The organism is Tenacibaculum sp. 47A_GOM-205m (assembly GCF_000518405.1).
Lineage (GTDB): Bacteria > Bacteroidota > Bacteroidia > Flavobacteriales > Flavobacteriaceae > Polaribacter > Polaribacter lutimaris.
This window is the reverse complement of the sequence record NZ_JADN01000004.1, coordinates 253084-272372: the sequence shown is the minus strand read 5'-3', so window position 1 is coordinate 272372 and position 19289 is coordinate 253084. Positions and strand designations below refer to the sequence as shown.

The 19289-nt window shown below is 32.7% G+C and carries 21 protein-coding genes; 4 read left to right on the top strand and 17 right to left on the bottom strand.

Going from position 1 to position 19289, the window contains the following annotated elements; genetic code table 11:
* Window positions 1-4: 4 nt before the first annotated feature.
* The 7 genes from N534_RS14445 to N534_RS0104825 form a co-directional block, all read right to left on the bottom strand.
* Window positions 5-550, bottom strand: a complete 546-nt coding sequence (locus N534_RS14445) for a hypothetical protein (RefSeq protein ID WP_156025552.1) — start codon at window positions 548-550, stop codon at window positions 5-7.
* Window positions 550-1245 carry a tetratricopeptide repeat protein gene (locus N534_RS14440; RefSeq protein WP_051435847.1) on the bottom strand — a complete coding sequence of 232 codons (696 nt, stop codon included), beginning with the start codon at window positions 1243-1245 and terminating at the stop codon, window positions 550-552. The genes N534_RS14445 and N534_RS14440 overlap by 1 nt, the downstream gene beginning before the upstream one ends.
* A gap of 23 nt (window positions 1246-1268) precedes the next feature.
* The gene (locus N534_RS0104845) at window positions 1269-2306 is read right to left on the bottom strand and encodes a VWA domain-containing protein (protein WP_028891405.1); all 1038 of its coding nucleotides are present in this window, start codon (window positions 2304-2306) and stop codon (window positions 1269-1271) included.
* A 5-nt stretch (window positions 2307-2311) separates the two neighbouring features.
* Window positions 2312-3319, bottom strand: a complete 1008-nt coding sequence (locus N534_RS0104840; protein ID WP_028891404.1) for a VWA domain-containing protein — start codon at window positions 3317-3319, stop codon at window positions 2312-2314.
* On the bottom strand, window positions 3306-4223 hold the full coding sequence (locus N534_RS0104835) for a hypothetical protein (RefSeq protein WP_028891403.1): 918 nt from the start codon (window positions 4221-4223) through the stop codon (window positions 3306-3308). The genes N534_RS0104840 and N534_RS0104835 overlap by 14 nt, the downstream gene beginning before the upstream one ends.
* A gap of 9 nt (window positions 4224-4232) precedes the next feature.
* Window positions 4233-5099 (bottom strand): DUF58 domain-containing protein, encoded by an 867-nt coding sequence (locus N534_RS0104830; protein ID WP_028891402.1) that lies wholly within the window; start codon window positions 5097-5099, stop codon window positions 4233-4235.
* A gap of 76 nt (window positions 5100-5175) precedes the next feature.
* Window positions 5176-6165 carry a MoxR family ATPase gene (locus tag N534_RS0104825; protein WP_028891401.1) on the bottom strand — a complete coding sequence of 330 codons (990 nt, stop codon included), beginning with the start codon at window positions 6163-6165 and terminating at the stop codon, window positions 5176-5178.
* A 213-nt stretch (window positions 6166-6378) separates the two neighbouring features.
* On the opposite strand from N534_RS0104825, the gene N534_RS0104820 reads away from it, so the two are divergent.
* Window positions 6379-8988 (top strand): TonB-dependent receptor, encoded by a 2610-nt coding sequence (locus N534_RS0104820; protein WP_231517300.1) that lies wholly within the window; start codon window positions 6379-6381, stop codon window positions 8986-8988.
* Between the two features lie 43 nt (window positions 8989-9031).
* On the opposite strand, the gene N534_RS0104815 is transcribed toward N534_RS0104820, so the two are convergent.
* Window positions 9032-9799 (bottom strand): UDP-2,3-diacylglucosamine diphosphatase, encoded by a 768-nt coding sequence (locus N534_RS0104815; protein WP_028891399.1) that lies wholly within the window; start codon window positions 9797-9799, stop codon window positions 9032-9034.
* A 91-nt stretch (window positions 9800-9890) separates the two neighbouring features.
* Here N534_RS0104815 and N534_RS0104810 point away from each other — a divergent pair, with 91 nt between their 5' ends.
* The gene (locus tag N534_RS0104810) at window positions 9891-10340 is read left to right on the top strand and encodes a nucleoside deaminase (protein ID WP_028891398.1); all 450 of its coding nucleotides are present in this window, start codon (window positions 9891-9893) and stop codon (window positions 10338-10340) included.
* A 29-nt stretch (window positions 10341-10369) separates the two neighbouring features.
* Here N534_RS0104810 and N534_RS0104805 read toward each other — a convergent pair whose 3' ends face one another.
* Both N534_RS0104805 and N534_RS0104800 read right to left on the bottom strand, forming a co-directional pair.
* Complete coding sequence (locus N534_RS0104805) at window positions 10370-10864, bottom strand: methylated-DNA--[protein]-cysteine S-methyltransferase (RefSeq protein WP_038005526.1); 495 nt, start codon at window positions 10862-10864, stop codon at window positions 10370-10372.
* A complete protein-coding gene (locus N534_RS0104800; RefSeq protein WP_028891396.1) occupies window positions 10857-11621 on the bottom strand; it encodes a TatD family hydrolase in 765 nt (254 codons plus the stop codon). The genes N534_RS0104805 and N534_RS0104800 overlap by 8 nt, the downstream gene beginning before the upstream one ends.
* Before the next feature lie 36 nt (window positions 11622-11657).
* Here N534_RS0104800 and N534_RS0104795 point away from each other — a divergent pair, with 36 nt between their 5' ends.
* Complete coding sequence (locus N534_RS0104795) at window positions 11658-12137, top strand: retropepsin-like aspartic protease (protein WP_028891395.1); 480 nt, start codon at window positions 11658-11660, stop codon at window positions 12135-12137.
* A 62-nt stretch (window positions 12138-12199) separates the two neighbouring features.
* Here N534_RS0104795 and N534_RS0104790 read toward each other — a convergent pair whose 3' ends face one another.
* Together N534_RS0104790 and N534_RS0104785 are read right to left on the bottom strand one after the other, a co-directional pair.
* A complete protein-coding gene (locus N534_RS0104790) occupies window positions 12200-13387 on the bottom strand; it encodes a pyridoxal phosphate-dependent aminotransferase (RefSeq protein ID WP_028891394.1) in 1188 nt (395 codons plus the stop codon).
* 24 nt (window positions 13388-13411) lie between these two features.
* Window positions 13412-14503 (bottom strand): acyl-CoA desaturase, encoded by a 1092-nt coding sequence (locus N534_RS0104785; RefSeq protein WP_028891393.1) that lies wholly within the window; start codon window positions 14501-14503, stop codon window positions 13412-13414.
* Window positions 14504-14648: 145 nt separating this feature from the next.
* Between N534_RS0104785 and rsmG the strand changes: the two genes are divergently transcribed.
* The gene (gene rsmG, locus N534_RS0104780) at window positions 14649-15278 is read left to right on the top strand and encodes a 16S rRNA (guanine(527)-N(7))-methyltransferase RsmG (RefSeq protein WP_028891392.1); all 630 of its coding nucleotides are present in this window, start codon (window positions 14649-14651) and stop codon (window positions 15276-15278) included.
* On the opposite strand, the gene N534_RS0104775 is transcribed toward rsmG, so the two are convergent.
* From N534_RS0104775 to chrA, 5 genes are all read right to left on the bottom strand, one after another.
* Complete coding sequence (locus N534_RS0104775; RefSeq protein ID WP_028891391.1) at window positions 15275-15901, bottom strand: low molecular weight phosphatase family protein; 627 nt, start codon at window positions 15899-15901, stop codon at window positions 15275-15277. The two genes, rsmG and N534_RS0104775, sit on opposite strands and share 4 nt — an antisense overlap.
* A gap of 1 nt (window position 15902) precedes the next feature.
* On the bottom strand, window positions 15903-16370 hold the full coding sequence (locus N534_RS0104770) for a DUF6428 family protein (RefSeq protein ID WP_028891390.1): 468 nt from the start codon (window positions 16368-16370) through the stop codon (window positions 15903-15905).
* Between the two features lie 48 nt (window positions 16371-16418).
* Window positions 16419-16748 carry a helix-turn-helix transcriptional regulator gene (locus N534_RS0104765; RefSeq protein WP_028891389.1) on the bottom strand — a complete coding sequence of 110 codons (330 nt, stop codon included), beginning with the start codon at window positions 16746-16748 and terminating at the stop codon, window positions 16419-16421.
* A 79-nt stretch (window positions 16749-16827) separates the two neighbouring features.
* A complete protein-coding gene (locus tag N534_RS0104760; RefSeq protein ID WP_028891388.1) occupies window positions 16828-18060 on the bottom strand; it encodes a DEAD/DEAH box helicase in 1233 nt (410 codons plus the stop codon).
* Between the two features lie 48 nt (window positions 18061-18108).
* Window positions 18109-19230: a chromate efflux transporter gene (gene chrA, locus N534_RS0104755; protein WP_028891387.1), complete on the bottom strand. Its 1122-nt coding sequence runs from the start codon at window positions 19228-19230 to the stop codon at window positions 18109-18111.
* Between the last annotated feature and the right edge of the window lie 59 nt (window positions 19231-19289).

Below are 19289 nucleotides of genomic sequence, written 5' to 3'. Positions count from 1 at the left end.
AAAATTACCAGTCTTTTTCTTGCTTTACTTTTCTTCCTTTTGATTTTTGCGCATTTATTTTCTTTTGTGTTTTGTTTTCCTCATTATTTAAACTTTCTAATAACTGCTTCATTTGTTCGGGAGTCATTTTACCCTGTTGAGGTTTAGGTTGTTGATTTTGTTTGTCTTTTTGGTCTTGATTAGGTTTTTGTTGGTTGTTTTGATCATCGTTTTTCTGATCTTGTTTATCATCCTTTTTATCCTTGTCGTCGCCTTTTTGATCCTTGTTTTTATCGTTTTGCTTGTCTTTGTTGTCCTTTTGGTCTTTATTTTGTTGATCTTTCTGATCTTTATTTTTTTTCTCTTCTTCTTCTTCAATTTTTTTCTTTAGAGCATTTAGCTTTCTGTCATTAGGAAAAGCTTGTAGCCCATTATTAACAACTTCTTTTGCAGATTGTGTTTTTCCGTAGGTGTATAACTGTGCTCCTGCATTAAAAAAATTAGTAGCAGAATTTTGTGCTTGTACCAGTACTGAAGTCAAACAAACTAATATGAATAAAAAACTTCTCATTACTTAATAATTTGATTAATATCTTCAAGTCTTTTAATATAGTCTTGATAATGTTTGGTTGTTTGGTCTTTACTTAAAGCTTCTTTCATTAAACTTAATGCTTTAGAAAAATCATTATTGTTTAACGCGCTATCAGCTTTTCTTTTCATGCTTTTTGCATACTCTGATGGTTTAATGTCTTTATCATCAGGGTTATTTTTGTTCTTATCGTTATTGTTGTTCTGTTTGTTTTGTTCTTGTTTCTTGGCTTCTTTTTGAGCTACCGCTAGGTTATAACGAGTTTCATCATCATTAGGGTTTCTTCGTAAAGCATTTTTGTATGCCTCAACTGCTTGCTGAAATTGTTTTTCTTCCATCATAGCATTGCCTATGTTGTGATAAGCTTCGGCCTGAGCTATCTTATTTTTGGAGGTTTTAGTAGTTACTTCGTATTGTTCAATAGCTTCTTTGTATTTTTTTTCTTGATATAAGGTGTTTCCGAAGTTATAACTTGCTTTTTCGTATTTACTATCTTTACCTAAGGCTTTTCTATAAGCAATAGCGGCATCACTGTATTTTTCTTTGTTGTATAGTTTGTTACCGTCTCTTAATAAAGCACGTGCTTCACGTTGTAACTTCAACGTGTCTTGTTGTGCGTTAACCACTGCTGAAGTGATAAAAGCTAGAATAAATATTAATTGCTGTAAACTTTTCATACTACATTACTACTTAATGGAATTTAAGATTCCTCATTAAATAAATCTACTTTCTTTAACCATTTGGTTTTCTTATCAAACAAAAACATGTCGAGAATTAGAAATAACAAACCAATAGCTACAAACCATTGAAATTGATCTTTGTAGTCTGAGAATTGTTTGGTTTCAAACTCGCTTTTTTGTGCATTACCAATAATTTTTTCGATAGCTTCAACTGGATTTTCAGTTTTATTTCCATCAAAATATTGTCCGTCAGCAGCATCAGCAATTCCTTGTAAAACATCAGGTTTACGTTGGGTAATTACTGTTTCTCCCATCCTATCTTTTTTATAACCAATAAGTGCGCCATTTAATTTGATGGGAATTGGACCACCTTTTTCAGTACCCACTCCAACGGTGTAAACTTTTACACCTTCGTTAGCGATATTTTGAGCAACTTGTTTGGTTTCTTCTTGATGATCTTCACCGTCAGAAATAATAATTAAAAAACGATTAGTTTGTTCGTCGTTATCATAATAAGTTTTTGCTAAGTTTAAAGCTTCATTGATGGCTGTACCTTGACTAGAAACCATATCTGGACTTGCGTTTTGCAAAAACATTTTTGCGGCAGCATGATCGGTAGTAATAGGTAGTAGAGGATAGGCATTACCTGCGTAGATAATAATACCAACTCTATCGCTTCCTAATTTATCAATAGTTTTAGAGATAATTTGTTTTGCTTTTTCTAGTCTATTAGGAGCAATATCTTCTGCCAACATACTTTTAGATACATCTAGAGCAAAAACAACATCTACACCTTCTCTTTTTACAGTTTTTAATTTTGTTCCCATTTTAGGGTTTACTAACGAAAGAATTAAAAACGATAATCCTACTAAAAAGAAAACAAGTTTTAATACTGATTTAAAGGTTGAGGTGTTCGGCGCTATTTTAGCGAATGTAACTACGCTAGCAAACTTTTTTTGTGTTCGTTTTTTCCACCATAAAACTAGTAGGAAAACCACAATTATTACTGGAATAATTGCAAAAAGATAAAAATATATTGGTTCTTCTAGTTTGTACATTTTGTTTAAATAAAACTTTTAAAAAGGGTGTTTTTTAAGGTGAATTCTAATAATAAAAATATTCCTGCTAGAAATACCAAAAAACGGTATTTCTCTGAATAATTATAATATTTAAATTCTTCGATTTTAGTTTTTTCTAACTTATCAATTTCGTCGTAAATCTCTTTTAATTTAGTGTTATTAGTGGCTCTAAAATATTTTCCATTGGTTTCTGATGCTATGTGTTTTAATAGAGCTTCATCAATTTCTACGGGTTGATTTTTAAATGAAATTTTGCCTGTTCTAGGATCTCTTGCCCAAGGTACAGGAGCCATTCCGTTAGTTCCAATACCAATAGTGTATACTTTTATTTCGTTTCCTTTCGCTAATTCGGTAGCTGTTTTAGGATCAACAAAACCAGCATTGTTAACACCATCGGTTAACAAAATAATTACTTTACTCTTTGCTTTACTTTCTTTTAATCTGTTTACAGCAGATCCTAATCCCATTCCGATAGCGGTACCATCTTCTAATTGTCCCCATTTAATTTCAGAAATGGTTCTTTTTACAATAGATTTATCACTAGTAATGGGGGTTTGTGTAAAACTTTCTCCTGCATAAACAACAATACCAATACGATCGTTTGGACGTCGATTTACAAAATCGGTAGCTACTCTTTTTAAAGCTTCCAGTCGATTAGGTTGTAAATCTTTGGCTAACATACTTGCTGAAACATCAATAGCCATTACAATATCAATACCGCGATTTGTTTTTGTTTTTTTGCTAACTGCCACATTTCTTGGGCGAGCTAAAGCAATTATTAAACAAGCTAACGCTAGCAAACGTAATAGATGTAATAAAGGTTTTAGTTTAGGTAAAATAGAGCCTTGTGTTTTAAAACCTTTGGTGCTTGACATTTTTAATTTTGCACTATCTTTTTTTCGGGTATAAAAACTCCAAAAAGCTAATAAAGGAATTAATACTAGCAACCATAGAAACTCAGGATTATGAAATTCGAAATTATTCCACTTCATCTTCTTCTACTTGTTTTTTAGGTTTTAAATTGTCTATAATAAGCTTTGCATCTTTTCGGTCTTCTTCTATTTCGTATGATAAAGGTTTAGACTTTGCAAATTTTACTAAGTCAGACTCTTGTAATAGGCCTTTTAATTTGTCAATAATTTCCCTAGATGTTTCTATTGATTTTGTATCGTTAAAATCTTTTAAAATGTCAATTAATTCATCAGTAGTACTTTCTAAGGCAGGTACATGTAACTCTCGTTCAATATATCCCCTAATAATATCAGTTAACTCGCTGTAATATTGTTTTACTTGATTATTTTGCCACAATAATTTCTTATCTAATTCGGTTAGTTTTTGCATTGCTTCTTCATAAGGAGCCAATAATGGAACAACAACTTTTTCTTGTTGTTCTTTTTTCTTTTTGAAAACAAAGAAATAAAGTAACAGTACTATGACTAGAATAACTATTACGCTCCACCAAATGTATTGTTTAAAATCATCAAACTGATAAGGTTCTCCTTTAATTCCTTTAATAGGGAATTTTTTAACCTTGGTAGTATCGATAGGAACAGTAGTAACATTTACTAATAAACTATCCGTTAAATAGGCTTGGTTTCTAATAAATATTTGCTGCCTTGGAATGTAAAATGCACCACTATCAAATCCTGTTAAAATATATTTTTGAACCAATTTGTTTTCAATAGTGTCAATTTTTAGGGTATCAATTACTTCCAACCCTTTTAGGTTTTCTAATTTAGGAATGATAACATTTTCTGTTTCATCAACAGATATTTTATATTGAAACTGTTCACCAATTCTGATGTTTGTTGTGTCAATTTCTACTTTTACCTGAGGTTGTTGTGCAAAGGCAAAAGAAGTTAAAAACAAGCATATGTAAAGTAGTTTGTGTTTCATTGTTTGTTCTTATCCTTTTCGTTTAAAATAACCTAATAATTTACGCACGTAGCTTTCATCAACTCTAGTATTAATAGTTCCTGCACCACTCTTTGTAAATGTAGTTTCAAAATAATCAGTTAAACGTAGAGCATTAGCTTTATAGTGAGTTCTAACTGATTTTGAACTCGTATTAACCAATTGAGTTTTTCCTGTTTCAGCATCTAACATTTGAACCATACCTAAATTCGGAATTTCCTCATCATGTTTGTCGTACACACGAATACCTGTTACATCATGTTTATTACCAACAATTTTTAAGGTTCGTTCGTAGCCATCATCCATAAAATCAGAAAGCATAAAAACAATCGCTTTCTTTTTCATAATATTAGATAAAAATTTAAGAGCTTCACTAATATTGGTTTGTCTGCTTTTAGGCTGAAATTCGATAAGCTCACGGATAATTCTTAACACATGACTTTTTCCTTTTTTAGGAGGAATGTATAATTCAACTTGATCGGAAAACAGGATTAAACCAACTTTATCGTTATTTTGAATGGCTGAAAAAGCTAACGTTGCGGCAATTTCAGTAATAGTATCCTTTTTAAATTGTTCGGAAGTACCAAAAAACTCAGAACCAGAAACATCAACTACTAACATCATAGTAAGTTCGCGTTCTTCCTCAAAAACTTTTACATAAGGTTCGTTGTAGCGAGCGGTAACATTCCAATCAATAGCTCTAATATCGTCTCCGTATTGATATTGGCGTACTTCAGAAAAAGTCATACCACGCCCTTTAAAGGTTGAGTGGTACTCTCCTCCAAAAATATGATTAGACAACCTACGTGTCTTAATTTCTATTTTTCGAACTTTTTTTAGTAATTCTTTTGTATCCATGTTTTCAATTCTCAGTTAACAGTTATCAATAATCAGTAAAAATATATTCGGCTGATAATTGTTCATTGATAATTGATTAAGGTACTTGTACTTCGTTAATAATAGAATTAATAATATCTATTGAAGTAATGTTTTCTGCTTCTGCTTCGTAAGTAATTCCAATTCTGTGGCGTAATACATCATTTACCACAGCTCTAACATCTTCAGGAATTACATATCCTCTTCGTTTAATAAACGCATAACATTTTGCTGCTTTTGCTAAAGCGATACTACCACGAGGAGAAGATCCAAAACTAATTAATGGTTGTAATTTTTCTAGGTTATATTTTTCAGGGTAACGAGTTGCGAAAATGATATCTAAAATATATTTTTCGATTTTTTCATCCATATACACCTCATTTACTACCTGACGAGCTTTGATAATTTGTTCTATAGAAATTACAGGATTTATTTTTTGAAAACTTCCATTTAAGTTTTGACGCATGATAAGTTGTTCGTCCTGTAATTTTGGATAGTCAATTACAGTTTTTAACATAAAACGGTCAACTTGCGCCTCAGGAAGAGGGTATGTACCTTCTTGTTCAACTGGGTTTTGAGTTGCCATTACCAAGAATGGTTCATCCAATTTAAAAGTTTCATCTCCAATGGTGATTTGACGCTCTTGCATTGCTTCTAATAAAGCAGACTGTACTTTAGCAGGGGCACGGTTAATTTCGTCAGCTAATACAAAGTTGGCAAAAATTGGTCCTTTTTTAATTGAGAAGTCATTTTCTTTTACGTTGTATATCATCGTACCTACTACATCGGCAGGAAGCAGGTCTGGAGTAAACTGTATACGGCTAAAACTTGCGTCAACAGCTTTAGAAAGTGTATTAATAGCTAATGTTTTAGCTAGTCCAGGAACACCTTCTAGTAAGATATGTCCGTTTCCTAAAAGCCCTATAAGTAATCGTTCAATCATGTGTTTTTGACCAACAATTACTTTATTCATTTCTGTAGTTAATAAATCTACAAAGGCACTCTCTCTTTCTATTTTTTCATTGATGGCTCTTACGTCTATATCCATAGTATTTGAAATAAATTAGAATTTTATGAAACAAAGCTACAATAATAAGAAAATAAGAGTTGTTAAAGTATGGTTAAAGGTAAAAAGCCGTGATTGAATGTTTTTTTGCTAAATAATAGCTTTTTTATTTATGCATGCGTTAATTTTATATTAAAAAATTTGCTATTCTGATATAAAATTAACACTTTTAACATTGTATATAAACTAAATCTAATGAATACACTTATGAAAGCAAAAAACAAAATTTTTGTCTTTATTTTATTGATGTCATTTACATCAATGATTGGTCAGACAATTAAAGGTAAAGTGACTGATGAAAGTGGAACACCACTTGCTTTGGTTAATGTTTTGGAAAAGGAGACAGTTAATGGAGTAAGTACGAATGAACAGGGTGAATTTGTACTCAATGTTAAACAGATGCCTGCTACGCTAGTGTTTTCTTCAGTAGGTTTTACTACGTTAGAAAAAACATTATATAATGTTTCATACGTTACTATAGTTTTAAAGGAAGATAATGTTTTAGAAGAAGTTATGTTAACAGGTAACCGTGCTAAGCCTAGAACAATTTTAGATTCTGCAGTGCCTATTGATAATGTAAGTGTGAGAGAGTTGCAAGCTACAGGTCAAACAAACATAGACCAAATGTTAACGTACACAGTTCCTTCTTACAATTCAAGTAATCAAACAATTTCTGATGCAACAGCACATTTTGATCCTGCCGATTTACGTGGATTAGGACCAAGTAGAACTTTAGTTCTGGTAAACGGAAAGCGTAAAAATCAAAGTGCTTTAGTGTATGTAAATGATACACCAGGTAAAGGGGAAGTTGGAGTAGATATGAAAAGTATCCCTACTGCTGCTATTGAAAGAGTAGAAATTTTACGTGATGGAGCTTCTGCTCAGTATGGTTCTGATGCAGTAGCTGGTGTTGTTAATATAATATTGAAGAAGAATATTGACTTCACTCAGGTAAATGTAAACTCAGGGGTAACCAAAGAAGGAGATGGTTTTAATATTGATGGAGATGTTAACCATACATTTACCTTTGGTGAAGGAGGTTTTGTGAATGCTACACTTGGTTTAAGTTATCAAGAGAAAACCGATAGGGCTGGAGAACCAGGAAAAGATGATTTGTTTGGTGTAGATAATCAATGGACACAAGATAATCCAGATTTAGGAATGATTATTGGACAACCAGAAATGAAAAAAGGAGATTTATTTGTGAATGCAGAATATCCTTTAAATGAGAATACTACACTATATGGTTTTGGAGGATTTAATATGCGTCAAGGTAAAAGTTTTGCTCTTTATAGACCTCCATATTGGATTACAGATGATTTTGGGTTGTTAACACCTCCGGGAGAAACTTATGATGGATTTCAACCAACTTTTGAAACAGATATTCAAGATATTTTGTTTACAGCAGGGAGTAGATTTAAGTTAGGAGGATTTAATGCTGATTTAAGTGGTAGTTATGGACGTAACTCTGTTGACTATACAATAGGTAATACTATTAATGTAAGTTTAGGAGCTAATAGTCCTACTTCTTTTGATGCTGGAGCATATGCTTTTAGTAATATTGTTGGGAACTTTGATATGAGTCGTTCTTTTGGCGATGTAAGTATAGGGTTTGGATTTGAAGGACGTCAAGAACGATTTGAAGTAACAGCAGGAGAAGAAGCGTCTTATGTTGATGGAGGAGCACAGTCATTTCCAGGTTTACAACCAGGAAACGCTCTAAATGAAACAAGAACAAATATTGGAGGTTACGGAACTTTAGATTGGGATGTTTCAGAAGATTTCTTAATAGGTGGAGCATTACGCTATGAGAATTATTCTGACTTTGGAGATAATTTTTCATGGAAAGTGAGTTCTAGGTACAAAGTTGGAGAAGCAGGAGTGTTACGAGCTTCATACAGTACAGGGTTTAGAGCGCCTTCATTACATCAAGTATATTTAAGTAATGTACAAACTTTGGTTTCTGGAGGTACAATCTCTAATCAAGGAACATTCAACAACGTTAGTCCTGTGATTAAAGATTTAGGAGTAGCTTCATTGTTTGCAGAAACATCAAAAAATATTTCAGCAGGATTAACTGTTAAGGCTTCTAATGATTTTACTATTTCATTAGACTATTATAATGTTAAAGTAGAAGATAGAGTTGTATTTTCAGGTGAAATTGGAGGAACTGATGATAATGGTAATCCAAATGCAGATGTTCAACAGATTTTAGATGATAACTCAGTAACAAGTATTAAGTTTTTTATCAATGCTGCTGATACTAAAACAGAAGGTTTTGATTATACAATGCGTTATAAAAACATTGATTTTGCGGCAGGTAAATTAGGGTTAAACTTAGCATTAAACATTAATAAAACTAAATTAGAAGGAGAAGTGAAAACCCCAACTAAGTTGGCAAATTATAAGAATGCTATTTTTAATAGAAAAGAGCAGTCAAGAATTATTAGTGCAAGACCAAATACCAAACTTTTGTTTGGTGCAGATTACAAGTATAAAAAGTTTACCGCTTTTTTAAATAACACCTATTTTGGAGAAGTAACTTGGCAACATGCAACAGATCCCAATAAAGATCAAACATTTAGTGGGAAAGTAATAACCGACGTGTCTTTTGGTTATGAGTTTTCTGATATGATTTCTTTTAATGCGCAAGTAAATAATTTATTTGATGTGTACCCAGATGAAATTGATACAAAAGGAGATGTTGTAACTGATTTAGGTGGTCGTTTTAAGTATCCATGGGAGGTAAATCAATTTGGATTCAATGGTATGACTTTTAAAGCAGGATTAACTTTTAAGTTCTAAGCTTAATTGTTAGATAAAAAAGCACCTTTTTGAGGTGCTTTTTTTATTGTTTATATTCTTTTAAAAATAGTTTATCGTTTTCAAAAACCGCATAGGTATAATACTGAATCCAATCCCCCGTATTAAGGTAAACACTGTTCTCTTTAAGTTGAATTTCTAAAGGAAGATGTCTGTGTCCAAAAACAAAATAATCGTAGTGTTTGGTTTCTAATTTACGTTTACAATATTGTACTAGCCATTCATTGTCTTCGCCTAAAAATTTAGCATCCTCATCACCAGAAATCAATTTGTTTTTAACCGACATGTATTGTCCTAATCGAACACCTATATCTGGATGTAGCCAACGAAACATCCATTGAAATAACGGGAATGTAAACACTTTTTTCATGCGTTTATATCCTTTATCTCCAGGGCCTAACCCATCACCATGACCTATTAAAAATAATTTATCGTTGATTTTAAATTCTTGAGGTGAATGAAATACAGGAATGTTTAATTCCTTTTCAAAATAATCATGCATCCATAAATCATGATTTCCAACAAAAAAGTAAATCGGAATACCACTATCTTTTATTTCAGCAAGTTTACCTAAAACACGAACAAAGCCTTTTGGAACAACAGTTTTATACTCAAACCAAAAATCGAATAAATCACCTAAAATAAAAATAGCCTCAGCATCTTTTTTAACTTCGTTTAACCATGTTACAAACTTTTGTTCACGAGGAAAACTAGCTTCAGAAGTTGGAGCTCCTAAATGTTGGTCAGAAGCAAAATAGACTTTTTTATTCTCAGAAGTATTGGTTGAAATCAAATCGTAAATTTTGGTAAAAATAAGTATTTTACCTAGAGTTTACACAAACAAATTTTGGCTACATTTGTTTTCGTATTTACAAAAACTCTTGTTGATGAATCCATTTGATGATGCCTACTTTATGAGAAAAGCTTTACAGGAAGCTGAGTTAGCTTTTGATAAAGGAGAGGTTCCTGTTGGTGCAGTTATTGTTTTTAAAGATCAAATAATAGCACGAGCACATAACTTAACAGAGTTGTTAAATGATGTTACCGCACATGCTGAAATGCAAGCGTTTACTGCAGCAGCAGATTTTTTAGGAGGTAAATATTTAAAAGATTGCACGTTGTATGTTACGTTGGAACCTTGCCAGATGTGTGCAGGAGCGAGTTATTGGGCGCAGATAGGAAAGATAGTGTATGGAGCAAGTGAACCAAAACTTGGCTTTAGTGTGTTGAAAACAAAACTACATCCGAAAACGAAAGTAGTATCAGGGGTTTTAGAAGAAGAATGTGGTTTTTTATTGAAGAAATTCTTTATAGAAAAACGCAATTTAAATTAAGGTTTAATCTCTTGGTTATCAATATGTAATTAAAACAACGTTTGCTGTTTTGCTCCACTTTCGTGTTCTAATAACCATTTTTTACGCCAAACACCACCTGCATATCCTGTTAAAGAACCGTCAGAGCCTATGACTCTGTGACACGGAATTACTATCCAAATAGGATTTTTACCGTTAGCAGAAGCCACAGCACGAATTGCTTTTACGTCCCCTAATTGTTTGGTTTGTTCTAAATAGGTTCTGGTTCTACCAAAAGGAATATTTAATAACTCATCCCAAACAGATTGTTGAAAGGCTGTTCCTTGTGGGTTTAACTTTAGGATAAACTCTTTTCTGGTTCCAGCAAAATACTCATTTAGTTGGGTAATACATTCTTGTAAGCAAGCTGGAATTTCCTTTGAGGAGCTGATTGTGGTTGAGGTATCATCATCCAATACAGAAATGGATTGAATTCCGTTTTCGTCACCTTCTATTTTGGCAATTCCTATAGGAGTTTTATAATATGTGGTCTGTAGGTTAGACACCAAAAACGTCTTTAGAGTTCTGTGTTGTAATTTCCGAAATTTCATCGAAAGTCAATCCATAAATATCTACCAATTTATCCACAACATTAGTTATGTAGCTACTTTCATTACGTTTACCTCGGTATGGAGTAGGAGCTAGGTAAGGAGAATCGGTTTCTAAGACAATATGTTTGATATCAATTTGATTTAAAAATTTATCAATCTTTCCATTTTTAAAAGTCGCTACACCACCAATTCCTAATTTCATGTTGTATGAAATTGCTTTTTCAGCTTGTTCTAAGGTTCCTGTAAAGCAGTGAAAAACACCAAATAAATCCTCTCCTTTTTCAGTTTCTAATACTTCAAAAATTTCATCAAAGGCATCACGACAGTGGATTACAATTGGTAATTTTTTTTCTTTTGCCCACTGAATTTGCGTACGGAAGGCTTCTTGTTGTTGTGGTAAAAAAGTTTTGTCCCAATATAAATCGATACCAATTTCACCAATCGCATAAAAATCACGTTTATCTAACCATTCTTTTACATGTGCTAATTCTTCTTGGTAATTCTCTTTTACCGAAGTAGGGTGTAAGCCCATCATTAAAAACACATCATCAGGATAGTTTTTTTCCAAATCGAACATACGTTCAGTATAAGAGCTGTCAATAGCAGGAATAAAAAAACGAGAAACACCAGCTTTTTTAGCGCGTTGTATCATTTCGTTCCTGTCCTCGTCAAACTGACTTGAATATAAGTGTGTGTGTGTATCTGTAATCATTTATTGCCGTATCTTTACGAGACAAAAGTACAAGAAATGGCAAGTTTGAAAAAAGTATTACGAAAAAAGAAATACATTAAAATAAAACTCAAAAAAATGATTACAAATCATTTAGAGTTAGATGCGGAGATAAATGGTGTTAAAGGAAGGTTTATTTTAGATACAGGCGCTTCTAATTCGTGTGTTGGGTTAGATTTAATAGAGCGTTTTAAACTTGTTTCTGAGGAAAGTGAAGTAAAAGCTGCTGGAGCAGGAGCGACGGATATGGAAACACACAAGTCAGAAAATAATTCTCTTAAAATAGGAAAGTGGAAAGCGAATGAGTGTGATTTAGTATTGTTTGACTTAACGCATGTAAATACAGCTTTAAAACAACATGATGCTGATGAGGTAGACGGAATTATAGGCGCAGATATTTTAGAGCAAGGAAAAGCCTTTATTGATTATAACAAAAAAGCATTGTATTTAAAGAAGCTTAAAAAGAAAAAAGTTAGAAAATTAAAAGTTCCATTTTAGAGCATAAAAAATCCGTAAGACACGTCTTACGGATTTTTTTATACTTAATTTATTTAAGTTAATTAACTTAAAACTTCTTTAATTCTTTTAATTGCCTCACGTAATTGTAATTCAGAAGCAGCATATGATAAACGAACACAGTTTGGAGCACCAAAAGCTTCACCAGTTACTGTAGCTACGTTGGCTTCTTCTAATAAAAGCATAGAAAAGTCGTTGGCATCTTTAATTTCTTTTCCTTGGATTGTTTTTCCGAAGAAATCAGAAATATCTGGGAATACATAAAAAGCCCCTTCAGGTACGTTTAGTTTAAACCCATCGATTTCTCCTAATAACTGTAAAACTAAATCTCTACGTTTTTTAAACTCATCTACCATGTATTGTACTTTTTCTGGCGATGCTTTTACAGCTGTAATTGCAGCGCGTTGAGCAATACAGTTAGTTCCTGAAGTAATTTGACCCTGCATTTTAGTACAAGCCTTAGCAATCCATTCAGGAGCTCCAATATAACCAATTCTCCATCCTGTCATGGCAAAAGCTTTAGCCAATCCGTTTACAGTTATGGTACGGTCGTACATGCTTTCAATAGCAGCAAAACTAAACGGTTTTGTTCCGTAGTTAATGTGCTCATATATTTCGTCAGATAAAATATAAATATCTGGATGCTTTTCTAATACTTTAGCTAATGCTCTGTATTCTTCCTCGCTATAAATTGTTCCACTTGGGTTATTTGGCGAGTTAAAGAAAATCATTTTTGTTTTTGGCGAAATAGCAGCTTCTAATTGTTCTGGAGTGATTTTAAAATCATTTTCAATAGAAGAAGGAATTTCGGTAAATTTAGCTTCACACAAAGTTGCAATTGCAGAATAGCTTACCCAATAAGGAGCTGGCAATAATACTTCATCACCAGGGTTTAATAATACCTGAGCTACGTTAGCAATAGATTGTTTTGCTCCTGTAGAAACAACTACTTGGTTTGGAGCATATGTTAAGTTATTATCACGCTTAAACTTCTCGCAAATAGCTTCTTTTAATTCTACATATCCATCAACTGGAGTGTATGAGTTATAATCTTGATTAATAGCTTCAATTGCAGCATCTTTAATAAAATCAGGAGTGTTAAAATCTGGTTCTCCTAAACTTAAACTAATGATGTCTTTACCTTCAGCTTTTAATTCTCTTGCTTTAGCAGCCATTGCTAAAGTTTGCGATACTGGTAAACTGTTAATTCTGTTTGATAATGCGTTTGACATTGTGTTGTTATGTTGTATGTTGATTTATGCTAATTGCGGTTTTTTCCCTAATTCAGCTAAGTGTCTAAAGTGCTCAATAACTGCTCTACGTGTAGTATTGTATTCGTTGTAAGGAAGGTTAAATTCTTTGGCAGTTTCTTTTACAATCTTAGCTAATTTATCATAATGAATATGAGAAATATGAGGGAAGATATGGTGTTCTACTTGATGATTTAACCCACCTGTGTAAAAATTAATAAACCAGTTTCTTGGTGCAAAATTTGCAGTGGTATATAACTGATGAATAGCCCATGTGTTTTTCATGTTACCATCTTCATCAGGTAAAGGAGTTTCTGTTTTTGGAACAATATGTGCTAATTGAAAAACTACACTTAAAATAATACCAGCAGTATAGTGCATTACAAAAAATCCGATTAAAACCTTCCACCAAGCAACATTCATAACCGCGATAGGTAATACAAGCCAAAGAGCATAATACATCACTTTAGAAACCACTAATTTAGTCCATTCTTTAGCTGGATTTGGAAACTCACCATACGATAACTTACGCTTTAAATAGCTGTGCATTTGTTTAAAATCGGTAGTAATTGCCCAGTTAATAGTTAACAATCCATATAAAAAGATTGAATAGTATTTTTGGAATTTATGAATCCATAACCATTGTGAGTGTTTAGAAAAACGGATTATTCTACCAGCATCCATATCTTCATCATGGTCTTGAATGTTTGTATAGGTGTGGTGTAATACATTGTGCTGTACTTTCCAGTTATATACGTTACCAGCTAAGATATAAATACTACTTCCAAAAAGTTTGTTTACCCATTTTTTGCTTGAGAAAGATTCATGGTTAGCATCGTGCATGACATTCATTCCAACTCCAGCCATTCCAACTCCCATTAATACAGTTAAGGCTAATTTTATCCATTGAGACATGTCAATAGTTAAAATTAATACGAAAGGAATAATAAACATAGCTAACATAATTATTGCCTTTGTGTATAACTTCCAGTTTCCTGTACGTTTAATCTCGTTTTCTTTAAAGTAAGTATTAACTCTTTTGTTTAAAGTTCTAAAAAACTTTGTTTTGTCTATTCTTGAGAAGTTTACTGTTGTCATTTGTTGTTTGTTTGTATCGCAAAAATAAACGTTTTTGGTTCATGGTTATTGCTAAAGACTAACTTTTTAACCAGATTAATATCTTTTGCATAAAAATTAACAATACCAATTAGTTTTTTATTTTTGCAAAGGAAAAAATCACTTCATGGAACTTATAAAAAAATATTTTAGCAATTTAACAGAAACACAATTAGAACAATTTTCTAAGTTGCAAGAACTGTATCAAGATTGGAACTTAAAAATTAATGTTGTTTCTCGTAAAGATATTGATGAATTGTATTTACGTCACGTATTACATTCGTTAGGAATTGCGAAGGTTATGGAGTTTCAGCCAGGGGCAAATGTGATGGATGTAGGTACCGGTGGAGGTTTTCCAGGAATTCCGTTAGCTATTTTATTTCCAGAAACACAATTTCATTTGGTAGATTCTATCGGAAAGAAAATTAAAGTGGTTAACGAAGTTGTTGAAGGATTAGGTTTAGAAAATGTAAAAACAACTCACGGACGCGTAGAGGAGGTAGATGAAACTTATGATTTTATTGTGAGTAGAGCGGTAGCGCAAATGGAAACTTTTCATCGTTGGGTAAAAAATAAGGTAAAAAAGAAAGAAAACCACGCGTTAAAAAACGGAATCTTATATTTAAAAGGAGGTGACCTTACAGAAGAACTTGCGAACTTCCCTAAAGCCACCATTTATAATTTGCCCGACTTTTTTGAAGAAGATTTCTTTGAAACCAAAAAAGTAGTGCATTTACCTATGAAATTTAAAGGTTAATTTTTTATAGTAGAAAACACATAGTGCATTTCAGCTGCAATTTGTAAACTACGTTCCAAGTATTTCTCTTTTTCAGAAGATGTACCGTCGTATAATTTAGGATCTTCGTAGGTAACAGGAATCCTCTTATCAGCACCAGCTATAAAAGGACATCCTTCGTCGGCTTGTGAGCAGGTCATGATAGCACAAAATGCAGAAGTAGGATTGAATGTATCATCATATTTTTTAGAAAACCCTATTATAGAAGACGTGTTTTCTGCGTACTTTATTGCATAAATAGGGTTTGTGCCTTCAGATAATTGCTGAATTCTAAATCCGTTACCTACTAAAGTATCTACAACTGTTGCATTCATAGCAGTAGCTTCTGTTCCTCCTGAATAAGAAAGTACATTCGGAATTTGATAATAAAACGCCATTGTTTGTGCCCATACTTGCGATAAATGACTTCTTCTTGAGTTATGAGTACAAATAAAATTCAGATTTATGACTTCTTTATTGCTCAATTTTTCCTGAATGTAACTTACAAGAGATTGTAAAACTTGTTTTCGCTCTTCTGAAACAGTTGGTAAACTTGAAAGAGTTTGCTGTATTTCAGTAAATAGTGATGAGGTTTGTGTATTCATATTAGCAGCACCCTGAATTTGGTTCACAAGCAGTTTGTTTTTGTAAATCTGATAGTTTTACTCTTGGCTTTTCTGTTGGAATTCCGCAGTTATCTTTCGCCAAACAATCCGTTTGTTTCGTAGTAAGTAAGAAGTTGGTTCCGTCAAAATCCAATCCGTATTTTCCTATGGTGTTTCCTTGGTATTCTACCTCGATTTCTAAATCAGGAATATTTAATACTTTTTCTGATAACTCAATAATGTGAATTAATTTTTCTGGGTGTAATCTGTGATCGTAATCATTTGCATTCCATAATTGAAAGTTAACTACTTCTTCATTTCTAACTGTTCCACCACAGTCGATAAAGTTTTTAGTAACCTTTCCAACTTCCGTTACATGAAAATGATTAGGAACTAGGCTACCGTCAGGTAATTGAAAAGCAATAGTTTTTAGTGTGCTTAAGTGTTGTTTGATTTCTGATAGTTTCATGGTTATAGTATTTATTGCAATATTACGATTAATGATTCCAAATTTTTTTTAGCAACAATTTTTATTGTTTGTATCAAGGTCTAAAAAAGAAGAAAGTAAGGTTTTAATTTCTTTCCAGGTTGAAGGATTAATACAATAGCAAACGCTAGTTCCTTCAATAGTCCCTTTAATAATACCAACTTTTTTTAATTCTTTTAAATGTTGCGAAATAGTAGGTTGTGCCAAACCAATTTCATTTACCAAATCACCACAAACACAAGAATTCAATTTGAATAAGTGTTGTATAATAGCAATACGAGCTGGGTGCCCTAACACTTTCGCAATCGTAGCTAATTGATTTTGCTCTTCAGTAAATATTTCTGATTTAGTTAACCCCATTGATTAATTATTATATTGCAATATTACGATTAATAAATAAAACACCAACTATTTTTTAGTGTTATTTTTTATAAAAAGTTTAATACCAGCGTTTTTTCTTCTTTTTAGAAGCTTCTGATTTTCTTCCTTTTTTGTGTTTACTAACAGTGTTGGGTTGTTTTTTCTTCTTTGGTTTTGCTAGAGGGAATGGATGGTCTTCTACAATTTTTATAGTTCTATCCATAAATTCTTGAATTGCCTTGATGTAAGAAGTTTCATCAGCACTACATAACGAAAAGGCGATTCCAGATTTACCAGCTCTACCTGTTCTACCAATTCGGTGTACATACGTTTCAGGAATGTTTGGTAAATCTACATTAATTACAGCATCTACTTTGCTTACATCAATTCCTCTGGCAGCAACATCAGTGGCAATTAAAATATTGACTTTGTTATTTTTGAAGTCTTCTATAGCTTGATTACGTAAATTTTGCGATTTATCACCATGTACACTGGTTGCTTTATAACCGTTTTTTTGTAGTGTTTTTTCTAACTTGTCAACTCCAAATTTGGTACGACGAAATATAATGATGCGTCCTTTTATGGTGTTTCGTAGTAAGTGTAAACACAAGTCGACTTTGTGTTTTTTAGGGGTGTAGTATAGTAACTGACCAATGTTTTTAGAAGTGGTTTCCGCAGGTGAAATATCTACTTTTTCAGGATTACGCAACATCGATTTAGCTAAATCGTTTACCTTATCAGGCATTGTAGCAGAAAACAATAAGGTTTGTTTTTTACGCGGACATAACTCTTCAATTTTCTGTACATCGTCAATAAAGCCCATGTCTAGCATTAAATCAGCCTCATCTAACACCAATGTTTTTAGTTGTCTAACATCAATACTTCCTTGTTTGTGTAAATCGATAAAACGACCAGGAGTAGCAATTAAAATATCAACTCCTTTTGCCAATACATCTTTTTGAGGTTGTGTAGCCACACCACCATACACAACAGTACTTCTTAAATTAGTATACTTACTATATGCTTTAAAGTTTTCTTCAATTTGAATTGCCAGTTCTCGAGTAGGACTTACAATTAGTGCTTTTATCTTCTTAGCTCTTTTTTCAACATCTTCCTCTTTAGAAAGCTCTTGAATAATAGGCAACGCAAAAGCAGCTGTTTTACCTGTACCTGTTTGTGCAGCTACAATGACATCTTTTTTGTTAAGTACTAACGGAATTACTTCTTGTTGTACCAGCGTTGGTTTGTGGTGTCTTTCTTCGGTAAGTGCTTTTAAGATAGACTTGCTAAGTTGTAGGTCTGAAAACTGCATCAAATATTTTTTTGCAAAGGTAGGCTAAAAGGAATGATATTATGAGGTTTACCAATAAGTTAAAATATATCCTAACATAGCACCTCCTAAAACAATAAAAGCGCTGTTTGCTTTTTTAAAATAAAAAACAGCAAGCAGACTTATGATGGCAATAACAATAGTGCGCCAATCTGTAATAGTATCTTTAGCCATTGTTATACAAACAGCAATAATTAACGCAACGGCAGCTACATTTACAGCATCTAAAATAGCACCAATAAGCTTCGATTCCCTCATTTTAGGAATCAACGGATTTAAAACTAAAACAAAAAAGAAGGAAGGTAAAAATATTCCAACAGTTGCCACAAGTGCACCCGTTATTCCGTTCATTTGCCAACCAATAAAAGTAGCGGTAGATAAAACAGGACCTGGGGTTATTTGTCCTACAGCAACAGCATCTATTAATACTTGTCTAGAAAGCCATCCGTTAGCAACCAGTTCTGCATCTAAAAAAGCAAATAAGACATAACCACTTCCATATAAAATTGCACCAACTTTTAAAAAAGTCAATAAAATTTTCAGGTTGTTAGCTTGAAGCGTTTCACTTGCTTGAAATAGAAAAAAAGGAAGTATGCTGATTAAATTAGTACGGTTTTGGTTGAAAAAATAGAGTAACGCACCTAGTAAGCCACAGCCAAACAAAGCCACTATTTCATTAACACCTAAAAGGCATGCAACTAAAGTGATTAATCCTAAAATAGCTAAAGATGTATTTTTTATAGCTTTTTTACCTAATCGATAAGCTGCCATAACAATAATGGCAATTACTGCGGGTTTTATTCCGTAAATAAAGGGTTCAACTTTAGGAAGCTGACCATATTCTTGGTATAACCACGCTACTATTGATGTAATTACTACGGCAGGAAAAATAAAACAAAAGCCAGCGACAATTAGCCCTTTCCAACCAGCTCTTTCATGTCCGCAGTGCATGGTCATTTCAGTAGAGTTGGGTCCTGGTATTAAATTGGTAGCTCCCATTAAATCTAGAAAATGTTGCTGAGTCATCCATTTTCTTTTCTTAACAACTTCGTCTTCCATCATAGCAATATGTGCGGCAGGTCCGCCAAAAGCAATACAACCTAGTTTAAAAAATAGTTTGGCGACTTCTTTAAGTTGAGTTTTTTGTGACATTTTAAAGTGTTAGAAAAATAGATTTTAGTGGTTTTTGGAGGTAAATTTAAATAAAAGTA

Excerpts from the sequence above, each read along its gene's own strand:
- N534_RS0104765 (WP_028891389.1), bottom strand. The coding sequence starts at position 16,748 with ATGGGGTTAACTAAATCAGAAATATTTACTGAAGAGCAAAATCAATTA.
- N534_RS0104795 (WP_028891395.1), top strand. The coding sequence starts at position 11,658 with ATGGCAAGTTTGAAAAAAGTATTACGAAAAAAGAAATACATTAAAATA.
- N534_RS0104785 (WP_028891393.1), bottom strand. The coding sequence starts at position 14,503 with ATGACAACAGTAAACTTCTCAAGAATAGACAAAACAAAGTTTTTTAGA.
- N534_RS0104760 (WP_028891388.1), bottom strand. The coding sequence starts at position 18,060 with ATGCAGTTTTCAGACCTACAACTTAGCAAGTCTATCTTAAAAGCACTT.
- N534_RS14445 (WP_156025552.1), bottom strand. The coding sequence starts at position 550 with ATGAGAAGTTTTTTATTCATATTAGTTTGTTTGACTTCAGTACTGGTA.
- N534_RS0104775 (WP_028891391.1), bottom strand. The coding sequence starts at position 15,901 with ATGAATACACAAACCTCATCACTATTTACTGAAATACAGCAAACTCTT.
- rsmG (WP_028891392.1), top strand. The coding sequence starts at position 14,649 with ATGGAACTTATAAAAAAATATTTTAGCAATTTAACAGAAACACAATTA.
- N534_RS0104830 (WP_028891402.1), bottom strand. The coding sequence starts at position 5,099 with ATGGATACAAAAGAATTACTAAAAAAAGTTCGAAAAATAGAAATTAAG.
- N534_RS0104845 (WP_028891405.1), bottom strand. The coding sequence starts at position 2,306 with ATGTACAAACTAGAAGAACCAATATATTTTTATCTTTTTGCAATTATT.
- chrA (WP_028891387.1), bottom strand. The coding sequence starts at position 19,230 with ATGTCACAAAAAACTCAACTTAAAGAAGTCGCCAAACTATTTTTTAAA.
- N534_RS0104840 (WP_028891404.1), bottom strand. The coding sequence starts at position 3,319 with ATGAAGTGGAATAATTTCGAATTTCATAATCCTGAGTTTCTATGGTTG.
- N534_RS14440 (WP_051435847.1), bottom strand. The coding sequence starts at position 1,245 with ATGAAAAGTTTACAGCAATTAATATTTATTCTAGCTTTTATCACTTCA.
- N534_RS0104825 (WP_028891401.1), bottom strand. The coding sequence starts at position 6,165 with ATGGATATAGACGTAAGAGCCATCAATGAAAAAATAGAAAGAGAGAGT.
- N534_RS0104770 (WP_028891390.1), bottom strand. The coding sequence starts at position 16,370 with ATGAAACTATCAGAAATCAAACAACACTTAAGCACACTAAAAACTATT.
- N534_RS0104820 (WP_231517300.1), top strand. The coding sequence starts at position 6,379 with ATGAATACACTTATGAAAGCAAAAAACAAAATTTTTGTCTTTATTTTA.
- N534_RS0104800 (WP_028891396.1), bottom strand. The coding sequence starts at position 11,621 with ATGATTACAGATACACACACACACTTATATTCAAGTCAGTTTGACGAG.
- N534_RS0104790 (WP_028891394.1), bottom strand. The coding sequence starts at position 13,387 with ATGTCAAACGCATTATCAAACAGAATTAACAGTTTACCAGTATCGCAA.
- N534_RS0104835 (WP_028891403.1), bottom strand. The coding sequence starts at position 4,223 with ATGAAACACAAACTACTTTACATATGCTTGTTTTTAACTTCTTTTGCC.